The organism is Janthinobacterium kochi (assembly GCF_051380715.1).
Lineage (GTDB): Bacteria > Pseudomonadota > Gammaproteobacteria > Burkholderiales > Burkholderiaceae_D > Janthinobacterium.
Genome location: NZ_JBNYXO010000006.1, coordinates 330,469 through 345,252, shown reverse-complemented (window position 1 = coordinate 345,252; position 14,784 = coordinate 330,469). Strand labels below are relative to the sequence as shown.

Annotated in this window: 9 protein-coding genes; 2 read left to right on the top strand and 7 right to left on the bottom strand. The window is 64.1% G+C overall.

All coding sequences use genetic code 11. From position 1 onward, the window contains the following. Window position 1: 1 nt before the first annotated feature. Both ACQ4WL_RS16295 and ACQ4WL_RS16290 read right to left on the bottom strand, forming a co-directional pair. Complete coding sequence (locus tag ACQ4WL_RS16295) at window positions 2-868, bottom strand: ABC transporter ATP-binding protein (RefSeq protein WP_436510679.1); 867 nt, start codon at window positions 866-868, stop codon at window positions 2-4. A gap of 159 nt (window positions 869-1,027) precedes the next feature. Continuing rightward, a complete protein-coding gene (locus ACQ4WL_RS16290; RefSeq protein ID WP_436510678.1) occupies window positions 1,028-2,734 on the bottom strand; it encodes a methyl-accepting chemotaxis protein in 1,707 nt (568 codons plus the stop codon). Between the two features lie 196 nt (window positions 2,735-2,930). Here ACQ4WL_RS16290 and ACQ4WL_RS16285 point away from each other — a divergent pair, with 196 nt between their 5' ends. Both ACQ4WL_RS16285 and pepF read left to right on the top strand, forming a co-directional pair. Further along, a complete protein-coding gene (locus ACQ4WL_RS16285) occupies window positions 2,931-4,259 on the top strand; it encodes an amidohydrolase (protein ID WP_436510677.1) in 1,329 nt (442 codons plus the stop codon). A 149-nt stretch (window positions 4,260-4,408) separates the two neighbouring features. After that, window positions 4,409-6,295, top strand: coding sequence for an oligoendopeptidase F (gene pepF, locus ACQ4WL_RS16280; RefSeq protein WP_436510676.1), 1,887 nt, complete (start codon window positions 4,409-4,411; stop codon window positions 6,293-6,295). Between the two features lie 56 nt (window positions 6,296-6,351). Here pepF and kefC read toward each other — a convergent pair whose 3' ends face one another. From kefC to ACQ4WL_RS16255, 5 genes are all read right to left on the bottom strand, one after another. Further along, the gene (kefC, locus tag ACQ4WL_RS16275; RefSeq protein ID WP_436510675.1) at window positions 6,352-8,178 is read right to left on the bottom strand and encodes a glutathione-regulated potassium-efflux system protein KefC; all 1,827 of its coding nucleotides are present in this window, start codon (window positions 8,176-8,178) and stop codon (window positions 6,352-6,354) included. Window positions 8,179-8,240: 62 nt separating this feature from the next. Continuing rightward, window positions 8,241-8,813, bottom strand: a complete 573-nt coding sequence (locus ACQ4WL_RS16270) for a dual specificity protein phosphatase family protein (RefSeq protein ID WP_436510674.1) — start codon at window positions 8,811-8,813, stop codon at window positions 8,241-8,243. A gap of 10 nt (window positions 8,814-8,823) precedes the next feature. Further along, window positions 8,824-9,990 (bottom strand): MGDG synthase family glycosyltransferase, encoded by a 1,167-nt coding sequence (locus tag ACQ4WL_RS16265; RefSeq protein ID WP_436510673.1) that lies wholly within the window; start codon window positions 9,988-9,990, stop codon window positions 8,824-8,826. Between the two features lie 98 nt (window positions 9,991-10,088). Further along, a complete protein-coding gene (locus tag ACQ4WL_RS16260) occupies window positions 10,089-11,864 on the bottom strand; it encodes a M14 family metallopeptidase (RefSeq protein WP_436510672.1) in 1,776 nt (591 codons plus the stop codon). Between the two features lie 126 nt (window positions 11,865-11,990). Continuing rightward, on the bottom strand, window positions 11,991-14,702 hold the full coding sequence (locus ACQ4WL_RS16255; RefSeq protein WP_436510671.1) for a TonB-dependent receptor plug domain-containing protein: 2,712 nt from the start codon (window positions 14,700-14,702) through the stop codon (window positions 11,991-11,993). Between the last annotated feature and the right edge of the window lie 82 nt (window positions 14,703-14,784).

Genomic DNA, 14,784 nt, shown 5'->3' with positions numbered 1-14,784 from the left:
CTCAGGCAGCCCGCAGTTGCAGGAAGTAGACGTCTTCCAGATCCGGTTCGACGCGGCGGAAGCCGTCATCGGGCTGGCTGTCTGCATAGACATTGATCTGCGTGCGGCCCGCCACCAGGCGGCTCGACAGCACCGTGCAGTGCCGCTGGTACTGCGCCAGTTCGGCATCGCTGACGCTGCGGCGCCAGACGCGGTCCTGCAAGGTGGCGATCGCCGCCTGCGGCGCACCGTCGATCAGCACGCGCCCCTTGGCGATCATGGCCATGCGGGGGCACAGATTGGTCACGTCTTCGACGATGTGGGTCGACAGGATCACCACCACGTTTTCGCCGATGCGCGCCAGCAGGTTCAGGAAGCGCTGGCGCTCATCGGGGTCCAGGCCGGCGGTCGGTTCGTCGACGATCACCAGGCGCGGCGCGCCCAGCAGCGCCTGGGCGATGCCGAAGCGCTGGCGCATGCCGCCCGAATAGCTGGCGACGGCGCGCTTGCGCGCCTCCCACAGATTGGTCAGCTGCAACAGCGCCTCGACCGCCTCGCGGCGCTCGCCCCGCTGATGCAGTCCCTTCAAGATGGCAAAGTGATTGAGCAGTTCGACCGCGCTGACCCTGGGATAGATGCCGAAATCCTGCGGCAGGTAGCCGAGCTGGCGCCGCAGCGCCGCCTTGTCGCTGGCGACATCGATGCCATTGAACTGCATGCTGCCGCTGTCGGGATCCTGCAAGGTGGCGATGGTGCGCATCAGCGAGGACTTGCCGGCGCCATTCGGCCCGAGCAGGCCAAACAGGCCGGCGGGAATCTCCAGGCTGACGTTATTGATGGCGTGAACGCCGTTGTCGTAGGTTTTATCGAGCGCTTTGAGCGATAGCATGGCGGGGCTCCAGGAAAGAAGTCCCCAGCCTATCGGCGCACCGCCGGTCCCGCCAGCGGCGCCACACGAACGGCACAAGGTGCCATGCGAACGGTCGAAAAGCGTGACGAACGGCACGGCGCCATCCGGGCGATGGCGCCGGCACTACTCTACTGCCGCTTAAAACTCTTCCCAGTCATCGCCGGCTGCCGCCTTGGCTGGCGCCAGCTTCCTTGGCGGCACGGCAGCGCTGCGGACGGCAACGCGTGCGCGCGGCGCCGCCGGCGCAGGGCGCGCCGCTGCCGGCTGTGGCGCCGGACGGCGCAGCAAGCCTGGCTGTTCACGCAACTTGAATACGCTGACCACTTGCGCCAGACCGTGCGCCTGCTCTTGCAGCGAACCGGCGGCGGCCGCCGCCTCTTCCACCAGCGCCGCATTTTGCTGGGTCACCTGGTCCATCTGCGTAATGGCCTGGTTGACTTGCTCGATGCCGTGCGTCTGCTCCTGGCTGGCACTGGAAATCTCGCCGATGATATCGGTCACACGCTTGACGCTGGAGACCACTTCATCCATCGTCGCGCCAGCCTGGTCGACCAGCTTGGCGCCCACGCCCACCTTGCTGACGGAATCGTCGATCAAGCCCTTGATTTCCTTGGCCGCTGCTGCCGAACGCTGCGCCAGGTTGCGCACTTCGCCGGCCACGACCGCAAAACCGCGCCCCTGCTCGCCGGCCCGCGCCGCTTCCACGGCCGCATTGAGCGCCAGGATATTCGTCTGGAAGGCGATGCCGTCGATCACGCTGATGATGTCGACGATCTTGCGCGACGACTCGTTGATCGAGCCCATGGTCGCCACCACTTCCGCCACCACCGAGCCGCCGCGGCTGGCGATGCCGGCCGCCGTGATGGCCAGCTGGTTGGCCTGGCGCGCATTGTCGGCATTCTGCTTGACGGTGCTGGTCAATTCTTCCATCGACGAGGCCGTTTCTTCCAGCGAACCGGCCTGCTGTTCCGTGCGCGAGGACAGGTCCAGGTTGCCGGCGGCGATTTCCGACGATGCCGTGGCGATGCTGTCCGTGCCGCTGCGCACCTGGCTGACGATGCCCACCAGGTTGTTGTTCATATTGCCCAGGGCCGTCAGCAGCGCCCCCATTTCATCCTTCGCAGTCGTGGCGACGGTCTGCGTCAGGTCGCCGGCGGCCACCGTTTCGGCCAGCGCCAGCGCCTGGCGCAGCGGACGCGTGATGCCCGTCGTCAGCAGCCACGAGCACAACACGCCGAACGCCACCGCAAACAGGGTCAGCAGGCTGATGACGGTGGTGTCATGCACGGCGGAGGCATCGATCTGCTTGGCCGTCGCATCGATGCTTTCGCGCTGCAAAGTCACCAGCTCCTGCAGCAAATCCTGGTAGACCTTGGCGGCCGGGGTGAACGCGGTGTCGAGGATTTTCGCCGCGCCTTCCACGTCGCCATCGGCCTTGGCCTTGACGGCGCCATCGCGCGAGGCGCTGTACACCTTGCGCTGTTCCAGGATCTTGGCGAACAGGGCTTTTTCCTGCTCGCCCGCGACCAGCGGTTCGATCTGCTTGAGCAATTCGGCCGCCTTCTTCACCGAGGCGGCCGAGTCTTCCTTGAAATACGGTCCCAGCGCCGGGTCGCTGCTCTTGACGATGGCGGCCGTGCGGCGGATCGAGGCAAAGTTCAAGCCATACCAGTCGGTAATCAGGCGTTCCTTGGTCAGCGGTTCGGCCATCATGGCGCGCGTGGACGTCGCCACTTCATTCAGGCGCCACACGCCCACAGTAGCGATCAGAACGGTCATTGCCAGGATCAGGACAAAGCCGATGCTCAGGCGCTTGCCGATCTTGATATTTGCGATAAAGCCCATGGTGTCTTTTCTCTAAAAAAGTGCATTGAGGATATTTTTAATTCCATATGGAATTTTTTATATTGCAGATTATACATTGTTGAAATATATGTAGCTGGTTTATTGATTTTGAGAAATGTTTCTGTTAAGTTAAAAATCTCCTCCGCAACTACAGGCGCGCCGCGCGTGTCCGCCCGCCTGTCTCTCAAAGAAATCTATGAAATTTTCCGCATTACCCCTGAAACAAATCACCCTCGCCGCCACCCTCGCCTATGCCGGCAGCGCCCACGGCGCGGCCCTGCCGCCGGCCATCGCGGCGCAACTGAACGCCAACTATCCCGCCGTGGAAAGCCTGTACCTGGACCTGCACCGCCACCCGGAACTGGCGTTCCAGGAAGTCGAGACGGCAAAGAAGCTGGCCGAGAAGGTCAAGGCGCTCGGTTTTGACGTGACCACCGGCGTCGGCGGCACGGGCGTCGTCGCCATCCTGCGCAACGGCCCCGGCCCCGTCGTCATGCTGCGCACGGAAATCGACGCCCTGCCCGTGCTGGAAAAAACCGGCCTGCCGTTTGCCAGCAGCGCGGTGACAAAAAACGCGGCCGGCGAAAGCGTGCCGGTGATGCATGCCTGCGGCCACGACGTGCACATGTCGGCCTGGTATGGCAGCGCCAAGCTGATGGCCGACAACCGCCAGCAATGGAGCGGCACCCTGATGCTGGTGGGCCAGCCGGCCGAGGAGCCGCTGCTGGGGGCGGCCGCCATGCTGAAGGACGGCTTGTTTACGCGCTTCCCGAAACCGGACTACGCGCTGTCGTTCCACGATGAAGCCACGCTGCCATCGGGCACGGTCGGCTACCATGCCGGCTACTTCCGCGCCGCCGCCGACACCATCAGCATCACCGTGTATGGCCAGGGTGGCCACGGCGCCGCGCCGCACGACACGCGCGACCCCGTCGTGATGGCCGCGCGCATCGTGCTGGCCCTGCAAACGCTGGTCTCGCGCGAAAACAATCCGATGGACCCCGTCGTCATCACGGTGGGCAGCATCCATGGCGGCACCCAGGCCAACATCGTGCCCGACCAGGTCACCATGCAGCTGACGGTGCGCACCTTCAAGGATGCCGTGCGCAAGCGCGTGCTGGCCAGCATCGCGCGCGAAGTCAAGGGCGAGGCGTTTGCCGCTGGCGCGCCGAAAGAGCCGCTGGTGGAAATTCGTCCCGGCACGGACGCCGTCTACAACGACCCGGACCTGACCCTGCGCATGGTGTCGACCTTGCAAAAATCGCTGGGCGCGGCCAACGTGACGGAAATGCCCGCCAAGATGACGTCGGAAGACTTCGCCAACTACGGCCAGGCCGGCGTGAAAGCGGTGCTGCTGCATATCGGCGCGGTGGAGCCAGGCAAGCTGGCCGCCGCCAAGGCCAGCGGCAAACCGCTGGCGGGCCCGCACTCGCCGCAATGGGCGCCCGAGTACCAGCCGACCATCAAGGCGGCGATCACGGCGGAAACGTCGATCCTGCTCGATTTGCTGGGCAAGAAACAGTAATCCTGTAATACGCGGGGGAGCCAGTCTTCCCCGCTGTCTCCCCTGCCGTCCTGAAGTGCTTTCCTTCATCCCCCTGCTGCAGTAAGCTCGTTGTCTGCCGCCACGCCCGTGCCGGCGTCCCTTGCAACCAGCCCATGAATGGACACTGTATGCCGACCACCGCGCGCAAACGCCCCGTACTGACACTGCTGGCCCTCGGCTTTGCCCTCTCCAGCGCCTTCGCTGCGCCTGCTCCCACGCCGGGCGACCGGCAAGCCGACCGCTGGGACCTGACGGCGCTGTATCAAGACGATGCCGCGTTCGACGCCGACGCAAAAAAGCTGTCGTCCCAGCTGCAGCAGCTGGGCGCCTGCAAGGGGCAGCTGAAAGCCTCGCCGGCCCGCCTGAAAGGCTGCCTGGACCTGTACGCCGATGCACGCAAGCGCGTCAACACGCTCTATACCTATGCGGCGCAGTACTACGACCAGGATACGGGCGACAGCAAGGGCAACCAGCTGAACCAGCGCGCCGCCCTGCTGGGCAATGAATTTACCCAGGCGAGCACCTTCTTGCAGCCGGAAATCCTGGCCCTGGGCAGCAAGCGCATTGATGCCATGCTGGCAAAAGACAAAGGCTTGCAGCTGTATCGCTTTCAATTGAGCAACATGCTGCGCAGCGCGCCGCATACGCTCGACGCGGCCGGTGAACAGCTGGTGGCGCAATTCGGCCTGGCGACGGGTTCTGCCGCCAGCGTCTACCGTACCCTGGCCAATGCGGAAATCCCGTGGCCGACCGTCAAATTGTCGGATGGCACGCAAGTGCGACTCGACCAGGCGGCGTACACGAAGTACCGGGACGACGATCAGCGCGCCGACCGCAAGCTGGTATTCGATGCCTTCTTCGGCAAGTGGAAGGAATATGAACGCACCTTCGGCGAAACCCTGTATGGCCAGTTGAAGACGGACGCCGCGTATGCGAAGGTGCGCCGCTATGCCGACTCGCAAAGCGCGGCGCTCGACTCGGACAACTTGCCGCCGGCCGTCTACCAAACCCTGATCGCGCAAACCAATGCCAACCTGCCCACCTTGCACCGCTACTTCAAGCTACGCGCGCGCATGCTGGGCATCAAGGACCTCGCGTACTACGACATTTATGCGCCGCTGCTGAAAAGCGACCGCACGTTCCCGCTGGCCGACGGCAAGCAGATGATGCTCGCCTCCGTCGCGCCGCTGGGCCCCGACTACGTCAAGGCACTCACTGCCGCCGTGGAGGCGCGCTGGATGGATGTGTATCCGCGCCCGCGCAAGGTGGCGGGCGCCTACATGAATGGCGACGCGTATGAGGTGCACCCGTTCGTGCTGCTCAACTACACGGACAATTACGAAGCCGTCAGCACCCTGACGCACGAATGGGGCCACGCCATGCACTCGGTGCTGGCCAACAAGGCGCAGCCATCGATCTATGCGCCGTACAGCATCTTTGTCGCGGAAATCGCTTCGACGACCAACGAGGCGCTGCTGCTCGACGCGCGCCTGAAACAGGCCGGGGATGACGACGAGCGCCTGCTTTACCTGGGCGCGGCGCTGGAAAACCTGCGCGGCACCTTCTTCCGCCAGGCCATGTTCGCCGAATTCGAGGCGGCCATCCACGGCAAGGTGGACCAGGGCGTGTCGCTGACGGGCGAGCAGATGACGGCCATCTATGCCGACATCCTCAAGCGCTACCACGGCGAAGCGCAGGGCGTCATGCGCATCGATCCCGCCTACGCGCTGGAATGGGCCTACGTGCCGCATTTTTATCACGGCTTCTATGTGTTCCAGTACGCCACCTCGATCGCGGCAGCGCAGGATTTCGCGCAGCGCATCCTCGACAAGGAACCGGGCGCCCTGGCCGCCTACCTGAAGATGCTCGGCGCGGGCGGCTCGGCCTACCCGTATGACCTGGTGAAGGCGGCCGGCGTCGACCTGGCGTCACCGAAACCGTACCAGGCGCTGGTGGCGCGCATGAACGGCATCATGGACCAGATCGAGGCGATCGAAGCGAAGCGGGGGAAGTAGCCCCAAAAGCAAAGGCTGGGGTCAGACCCCCACACACGTTAGCGCAAGCCTCTGCCTTAGCGGTGTTGAGGGTCTGACCCCGGAGTTTCCGCTTCTGCCGCTGCAAACGCCGCCGCATCGCTCTCGAACATGTCTTCCAGCTCCTCGCGCGCCTGGCGCGTGAGCGACATGACTTTTTGCTGGTCCTGGAAGTGCGGCGCCACTTCCAGCAAAGTTTTGAGGTTATGCCGGCCAAAGATGCCGGCCGCGCGCTGCGCCCGCTCCGCGCTGAATCCCACCTGCTGCAAGGTCTGCTCGCCCAGCAGCAAGGCTGCGGCGAAGGTCTCGCGCTCGATCAGGGTCACGCCGCGCTTCATCAATTCATAGTAATGCGTGACGTTGCGCGCGCGCGCCAGTATCGTCAGTGCGGGCAGGCGCAGGCGCACGGCGTCGACCAGGGCCAGGCTGTCGTCCACGTTGTCGATGGCGATCACCAGCGCCCTGGCCTTCTCGATGCCGGCCGCCACCAGCAAATCCACGCGCGTGGCGTCGCCATAAAACACCTTGAAACCGAACTTGCGCAGCAGCTCGATCTGGTCCGGGTCGTGATCGAGCACCGTCACGCCGATCTTGTTCGCCGCCAGCAGGCGGCCGATGATCTGGCCGAAACGGCCAAAGCCGGCGATGACGATGGGATTGTCCTGCGCCTCGATATGATCGTCGGGGCGGCGCTTCTTTTCGCCTTGCAGGCGCGGCGCGACGAATTTGTCGTGCAACAGCAGCAGCAAGGGCGTGGCCACCATCGACAGGGTCACCACCACGACCAGCAGCGCTGCCGTCTGCGGCGCAAAGACATGCGCGGCCTCGGCGGCGGCAAACACGACGAAGGCGAATTCGCCGCCCTGCGACAGCAGCAGCGCAAAAAACAGCTGCTGGCTGCGGGGAATGTCGACAAACTTCGACAGCAGGTATAGCAAGGCGATTTTCACCGCCAGCAGGCCCGCCACCAGGGCCAGGATCAGCAAGGGCTGGGCGCGCAGCACGCCGAAATCGACGGACATGCCCACGGCGATGAAGAACAGGCCCAAGAGTAGCCCCTTGAACGGCTCCAGGTCGCTAATCAGCTCGTGCCGGTATTCCGAATCGGCCAGCAGCACGCCCGCCATGAAGGTCCCCAGCGCCATCGACAGGCCCACCGATTCCATCAGCACGCAGATGGCAATCACCAGCAGCAGGGCAAAGGCCGTGAAGATTTCTCGCAAGTCGGTTTTGGCAATGAAGCGCAGGACGGGGTTGACGAGAAAGCGCCCGCCGATCACCAGCGCCGCCAGCACGGCGGCCAGCTTGGCCACGCGCAGCCAGCCCGGTTCACCGCTATGCGTGACCAGCCCGCCCAGCAGCGGCACCAGCGCGATCATGGGAATGGCGGCGATATCCTGGAACAGCAAAATGGAAAAGCCGGCGGAACCGGCCGGCGTGCTCATCAGTTTTCGTTCGCCCAGGGTGGCCAGCACGATGGCCGTCGACGACAGCGATAGGCCCAGAGCGCCCACCAGCGCCGTGCGCCAATCCACGCCGAACGCCATGGCCACGGCGCACAGCCCCGCGCTGACGACGCCCACCTGCGCCCCGCCCCAGCCGAAAATGGGACGGCGCAGCAGCCACAATCGTTTGGGTTCGAGCTCCAGGCCGATCAAAAACAACAGCAGCACCACGCCGAATTCGGAAAAGTTGAGGATCACCTCGACATTCTTGATCAGGCCCAGGCCCCACGGTCCGATGACGACGCCAGCCACCAGGTAGCCCAGCACGGCGCCCATGCCCAGGCGCTTGGCCAGCGGCACCATGATGATGGCCGCCACCAGGTAAAACAGTATGTTGATGAGAAAGCTGTGGTGTTCCATGCGGATTCCGGAAAAACGTGATTGGAATCGCAATCATGCCTGAAGTGGGGCGGCGGCGGGGATCAGGGCTGCGGCGCGTCGATGCGCGCGCGCATCGCGTCGAGATTCACGCGCGACAGATAGCGTTCGATGTTTTTCCACACGGCGTGGTAGCCATAACCGCCATTTTTCAGCTCATCGATCGCCTTCTCGCGCGGCCAGCCCTGGTACAGCATGCGGTACATGGCGGCCATCATGCCCGTGCGGTCGGCGCCGTGCAGGCAGTGCAGCAGCACGGGCCCATCCTGCCCGGCGGCGCGGATGGCACGCATGGTCGCTATCACATGCCGGTCGCCGATGGCCCAGGTATTGATGGGAATGCGGATGGCGCGAATGCCGCTGCCTTCCAGAACTTGCGTATCGGAGTGGAAGGAGCGCAGGCTGATCACCGTCTTCACGCCCAGCGCCTGCAGCTGGGCCACGTCGGCGCTGTCAAGCCTGGCGCTGCGGTACAGGACGGGCGTGACCTGGTGCAGGTTCGACACCTGCGGCAGCGGCGTCGCCCAGTCCGGATGGCGTGGCGACGATAGTTGTGCCCAGGCCGGCGCGGCGGCCAGCCCAAGGGCAATTGTCAGTAGTACTGCATGCAACATCATGGCTTCCTTGTTATTGAAGAACGGCGCCAGCGCGGCCGTCGTCCAGCACCAGCGCCAGCACGTCGCAGGCGGCGCGCGGACGGCCCAGCGCCAGCGCTTTTGCGCGCATGGATTGCAACTGCTGCGGATGGTCGAGCAAATGGCGCACGCGGTATTCGAGGGTCACGCCATCGAATGCCTTCAGGGCCACGCCTTGCTCCAGCAGATAGTCGGCATTGCGCTCCTCCTGGCCGGGAATCGGCGCATTGACGATCATGGGCAAGCCCATGGCCAGGCATTCCGAGGTGGTCAGCCCGCCCGGCTTGGTGATCACCAGGTCGGCGCACGCCATCAGTCGCTCGACTTCGCCGGTAAAGCCTTGCGCCAGCAAGCGGCCCGGATACTGGCCGGCCAGATCCTGCAGCGCCGCCAGCGCGACGGCGTTTTTTCCCGCCAGCACGATCAGCTGGAAGTCGCCGTCCAGCGCCAGCAGGCGCGCGGCGACGGTATCAAGGCTGCCCAGTCCCGCCCCTCCACCCATCAGCAGGATCGTCGTACGCTGCGGGTCCAGGCCAAACGCCTGCGCGCTGTGTACCCGATCGGGCGCCTGCGCGAACGCGGGCATGATGGGGATGCCCGTCACGTGGATGCGGTCGGCGGGGATGCCTTCGTGGCGCATGCGGAACGCCACCTCGTCGGTGGCGACGAAGTAGCCCTGCATCCGTTCTTGCACCCACATGCGGTGCAAATCGAAGTCGGTGACCTGTACCCAGACGGGGCAGGCCAGCTGTCCCTGGCGCAGTGCGCGCGACAGCAGTTCGGCCGGCAGGAAATGCGTGCAGATGATGGCGTCGGGCTGGAAGGCGGCGATCTGCGCCATCAGCGCGCGCGTGTTGAGGCGCTCGATGCCACGGCGCAGGCGCTGCATCGAGCTGTCGCGCGGTGCATCGTGGCTGGCATGGTACAGATAGCCCCACAGCGCGGGCGCCTTGTTGACCAGCTTGATGTAAAAATCCGTGTACAGCTTGCGAAATGCGGGCGTGACAAAGTCCATCACATCCAGATGACGGGCCAGCGCAGCGGAACCGGCGCCGTCATCGCGCACCGCATACGCCTCGATGGCTTGCGCCGCGCGCAGGTGGCCGGCGCCGGCCGAGACGCTCAGGAGAAGAATTTTTTTCGGTGTTTGCTGGGGCATGCGCTGGCGCTCCACGGGAATTTCTGACCTGGAAAGCAGGCACAATAGCATTTCCCGCGCCGCGCACATTGCATTTTCACAAGGCGACGCGGCTTTGCCTATTTCTGCACCGGCGCGATATCCGTGCGCAGCACCGGATACAGGTTCAGGCGCTCATCCCAGGAAGCGTGGCGGCGGGCGAAGAACTCCAGGCGCGCGGCCGGGTTCCTGGCGAACGCGGGATCGCTGGCCAGCTTCTGGTGGAACTGCGCCGCCAGCGCCGGGTCGGCCGCCAGCTGCGCACGCGCCACGTCTTCGGCCACGTATTCTTCCATGTACTCCTTGCGCTCGAAGGCCGTATTGAAACTGCCCCAGGCCAGCAGGGAATCGGGCGCGCGCGGCTCGAGCAGGGCCACGACCAGGCGCGCCTTGGCCTGGTTGACGGGCACGTACAGCGCGCCCGCAGCGACCACGCGCTCCTCTTTCTGCCACTCGCCCTGCACGGCTGCCGTCTGGCGTCCTTCGAACGACTGCGCGCCAAATTTCACCGTCGTGGCGCGGAAGGTTTCGACCGGCAGCTTGCCCGGCGCGGTATCGAGCACCTGGTAGGACACGCCATGTTGGCGCAGCTTGGCCGCCACCATCTGCGCCTGCGCGGCGGGCACCAGGTAGCCGGCCTGCGGCGCGGCCTGCTGCAAGTCGGGCACGATCTCGTCGCGCAGCGGCACGTTCCATATCTGCGGCGTGGTTTCATCGTAGCGCGTCATCAGCGCGCCCGACACTTCGGACGGCGTGCGCGTGTAAGCGTAGCCGCGAAAGGCGATCATGCGGCTCTTCTCAGTGGTTTTATACGTGAGCGGCAAGGTGCTGCCGGCCAGCTTGGCGGCGCGCGCGTCCGCCTCGAGCGCCGTTTGCCGCCACTGCGCGCCATGCTGGGCCACTTGCGATAGCAGCGAGACGATGGTGTTGCGGGTGATGCGCACGCGGGTCGGGTAATCCTTCCACGAGTGGGTTTCCACCAGCATACCGAAGCGGTTGCGCAACAGGAAATAGCCATGCGAGAAGCGCGGGTTCGGCGCCGAATCGACAAAGCCTGATTGCGGATTGTCGTTCTCGGCAAACGAAATGTAGAACGGCTTCGGGTCCGAGCCCTGCCTGGCCAGATCGGCCAGCACGCCGTCGCGCAGCGCCGTTCCCGCCACGCGCAGGGCCGCATCGCCCGCATGCACAGGTTCCACCTGGATCGAAATATCGGGTTCGAACTGCGCGCCATCGGTGACGTGCAGGTCGACATAGGCCAGCGGGTCCCAGGCGTTCACCAGTGCCAGCATGTGCTGCATCTCGGGCGTATCGGCCTTCATGTATTCGCGGTTCAGATTGTAGTTTTGCGCCGTGCTGCGCCAGCCCATTTCCACGGGACCGCGCTGGTTCGGCCGATTCCACTGGCCGAAGCGCTCATGGCCGTCGACATTGAAGACCGGCACGAACAGCAGCACCTGCTTGTCCAGCGCGCCAGGCGCTGCCTTGCCTTCCAAAACTTCGCGCAGGGCCAGGAAACCCGCATCCTTGCCATCGATTTCGCCCGCATGGATGCCGCCCTGCACCAGCAGTACCGGTATCTTGCGCAGCTTGGCCGCGTCCGGCGTCAGCGCGCCCGTATTGGATACGGCCAGCGCCAGCATGGGGCGGTTTTCCGGTGTGCGGCCAAATTCCACGCAGCGCACCTGCTTCGGATGGCGCGCCTGGAATTGCCGGCACAAGGCTTCCACTTCCGCATAGCGGCCCGTCGTCAAAAAACCCGAGCGCTCGGCCACCGTCGTCAGGGCGGGAGCGGCGTGCGCGCTGGCGGCAAACACGGTAAACAGGACGGTGGACAGCAGGGTGTGGCGTAGCATGGGTCAAAAACTCCATCGAGAGGGACAAGCGGGCAATTATAGAGTGGCTGTCAGGTAAAAACGCAGTGGCAAACAAAAAAGCCGGAACAGCGTCAGCTGCTCCGGCCTTGCTCTGGCAAGCGTGAATTACGCGCCAAAATGGTAGTTGAACTCAATCCATCCCTGGCGGCCTTGCGGGCTGTAATTGCCGATCGGGTAGTACGGCCAGCCGTTGCTGGTGTCGCGCTTGATCTTGTCGAACACGTTGTTGACGATCAGCGAAACGGTGGCGCGGTCATTGATGCGGTACACGGTGCTGATGTTGGCCAGCGCCGTCGGTGTCAGGTAAGCCTTGCCGGCGGCATTCGGCACCTTGCCGTAGCGGCTGACCAGCAAGGTATTCGACCAGTCGCCCGCCGCCCAGTTGACGCTCAAGTTCAGCTTGTCGGGCCAATCCATGTTGGTCAGCGATTTGGTTTCGTCGGTCTCTTCGTCACCGGCAAATTGCTGCGATTTCTTGCTCAGCACCTTGGCGTAGTTGGCCTTGAAGGCAAAGCGGCCATAGTCCGTCGTGCGCAGCAGATACTTCAGGCTGACGTCAATGCCGCTGCTGCTTTGCTTGGCCGCGTTGATCGGATTGACGGTGATGGTCTTGATCTCGCCCGCCTTGTTCAAGGCATTGGCCGCGTAACGTTCGATGCGGCCCAGGGTATCGATACAGGTCGGCGAGCCGATGTCGGCCTTGCCCAGGCGGCAGTCGGATTCGTCGCGCAGCAGCTTGTCGGCGCTCAGGTTCGTCACCAGGTCGTCGATCTTGATGTTCCAGTAGTCGACCGAGACGTCGAAATTGGCACTCGGCGACCAGACGGCGCCCACGCCGAAGGACTTGCCCTTTTCCGACTGCAGGTCGCGGCTGCCGTTCTGCACGTAATCGGCGCCTGGCGACAGGTTGGCGAATTTGCAGCCGTCGATGGCCTGTCCGGCCGCGTCGCAACGGTAGTAATCGGTGGTGCTCGCATAATAGCCTTTGCCGCGGGCCTGGTAGATGTAATTCATGTCCGGTGCGCGGAAGCTGGTGGCGTAGTTGGCGCGGAACAGCAGCTCCGGCGCCGGGCGCAACTCCAGCCCGCCGTTGTACGTCAACTTGCCTTCCTTGCGGCCCGCAAAGCTGTAGCGGTCATAGCGGCCGGCGACGGTAACGGTCAGCTTTTCATGCAGCGGCACATTCAATTCCGCGCCCAGCGCAAAGCGCGAACGGGTGCCGGCCGTGACGCCCGAACCGGTGGCGACATTGAAATAGCCTTCGTCGATGCGCGCGTCCGGTTCGTTGCTGAAGCCCTGCTTGCTCGCTTCGGCTATCGTGGCGATCTTCGCCGTGCCGGCAGGCAGTTGGAACAGATCGCCATTCGTCGCCAGGCTCAGGGTATTCGTCCACGCCTTGTCATGGCTAGTGCTGTAGCCGCTGATGCTGTCGAATTCGGCTGGCGTCAGCCGGCGCGACAGGCGCGCGGGATCGGGCGCGTAAATGGCCACGCCCTTGGCGTCCGTGCCCAGCTTCGGTCCCAGGAAGAAGCTGTCGATGTTCGAGCGCAATTGCGGCCGGTGGGCTTCGCTCGTGTAGACCGAGGCGTTATAGTTCGCCTCATATTGCCAGGCGCTGCCCGGAATGCGGCCCTTGGCGCCCAGCGAGATGGCCGTGGCCAGGTCCTCCCAGCTGCGGTTGTAGCGCTGCACGCCGCCGATTTCCTCGGGCGAGATAAAGCGCGTCCACTCTTCGTAGGCGCCGCTGTTCTGGTTCAGGAAGGAATTGCCGTTCAGCGAAGCCGAGGTCCACGATGGGCCGCGCGTATTGTTGACGGTCTTGTTCTTGCCGATCAGGACATCGGCAAACAGGGTGGTGTCGGCATCGAGCTCGTAATTGACGCTGCCGAACACGTTCTGGCTCTGGTTTTTCGTCTGCGTGGTCCAGAAGGTCGGACGGGCTTTCGGGCTGGCGCAATAGCTGCCGTTTGCCGCCGTATACTTGCTGACGCTGCCGCCGAACATGTCGCCGAACTGGCCGCAGGTGTCGCCCAGGTCGACATAGTTGTCTTTTACCAGGGTGCGGCGCGCGGCGATCGTCGTCGGCACGCCGGAGCGGCTGCTCATGAAGTCGCGGTCCATGCTCCACAGCGGGTCGCGCTGGCTCAGTTCCACGCTGAACAGGGTGTGCAGCTTGTCGACATTGCCGCCGCCCGTCAACTGCACGCGCTGGTTGCCGGCGCCGCCGCGCGAGGTGCCGCCCAGCTTGACGTTGATATCGAAGCCTTCCGTCTGTTTTTTCAGGATCACGTTGACCACGCCGGCAATCGCGTCCGAGCCATAGATGGCCGAGGCGCCGCCATTGAGAATCTCGATGCGCTCGACAATGCTAGCCGGGATGTTCGCCAGGTTGGTAAAGTTGACCGCGCCGTCATAAGCGATGGGGAAGTCAGCCAGGCGGCGGCCGTTCAGCAGGATCAGCGTGTGGTTCGGCCCCAGGCCGCGCAGGCTGATGGTATTGGCCGACGGCGTGAAGGTGTTGCCGTAATCTTCGCCTTGCGTAAAGCCGCTGTTCTGCACTTGATTGGTCAGCGCGTCGAAGACGTTCTTGTAGCCCTGCTTGGTGATTTCATCGCCGGTCAGGATGGTGACGGAAGACGGGCCTTCCAGGCTGGCGCGGGGAATGCGCGAACCGGTGACCACGACGGCTGGCGGGGTGGCCGCTGCCTGCTGATCCGCTGCGGGCGCTTGCGTTTGCGCGTGCGCCTGCCATGCGGTGCCGCCCAGGATGGCCAGTACGCCAAGGCTGAGCGGTGTTAACTTGAACTGTTTCGACATCGTTGCGCTTCTCAAGGTGGGAGAAAAGCGGCAAGATAGCAAAATGCCAGTCATTCCAGAACGAATCGATTCATCTTTCTAT

What these genes read in the sequence shown, in the direction of transcription:
- pepF (WP_436510676.1), top strand. Translation starts at nt 4,409, where the DNA reads ATGCCGACCACCGCGCGCAAACGCCCCGTACTGACACTGCTGGCCCTC.
- ACQ4WL_RS16265 (WP_436510673.1), bottom strand. Translation starts at nt 9,990, where the DNA reads ATGCCCCAGCAAACACCGAAAAAAATTCTTCTCCTGAGCGTCTCGGCC.
- ACQ4WL_RS16295 (WP_436510679.1), bottom strand. Translation starts at nt 868, where the DNA reads ATGCTATCGCTCAAAGCGCTCGATAAAACCTACGACAACGGCGTTCAC.
- ACQ4WL_RS16255 (WP_436510671.1), bottom strand. Translation starts at nt 14,702, where the DNA reads ATGTCGAAACAGTTCAAGTTAACACCGCTCAGCCTTGGCGTACTGGCC.
- kefC (WP_436510675.1), bottom strand. Translation starts at nt 8,178, where the DNA reads ATGGAACACCACAGCTTTCTCATCAACATACTGTTTTACCTGGTGGCG.
- ACQ4WL_RS16270 (WP_436510674.1), bottom strand. Translation starts at nt 8,813, where the DNA reads ATGATGTTGCATGCAGTACTACTGACAATTGCCCTTGGGCTGGCCGCC.
- ACQ4WL_RS16290 (WP_436510678.1), bottom strand. Translation starts at nt 2,734, where the DNA reads ATGGGCTTTATCGCAAATATCAAGATCGGCAAGCGCCTGAGCATCGGC.
- ACQ4WL_RS16260 (WP_436510672.1), bottom strand. Translation starts at nt 11,864, where the DNA reads ATGCTACGCCACACCCTGCTGTCCACCGTCCTGTTTACCGTGTTTGCC.
- ACQ4WL_RS16285 (WP_436510677.1), top strand. Translation starts at nt 2,931, where the DNA reads ATGAAATTTTCCGCATTACCCCTGAAACAAATCACCCTCGCCGCCACC.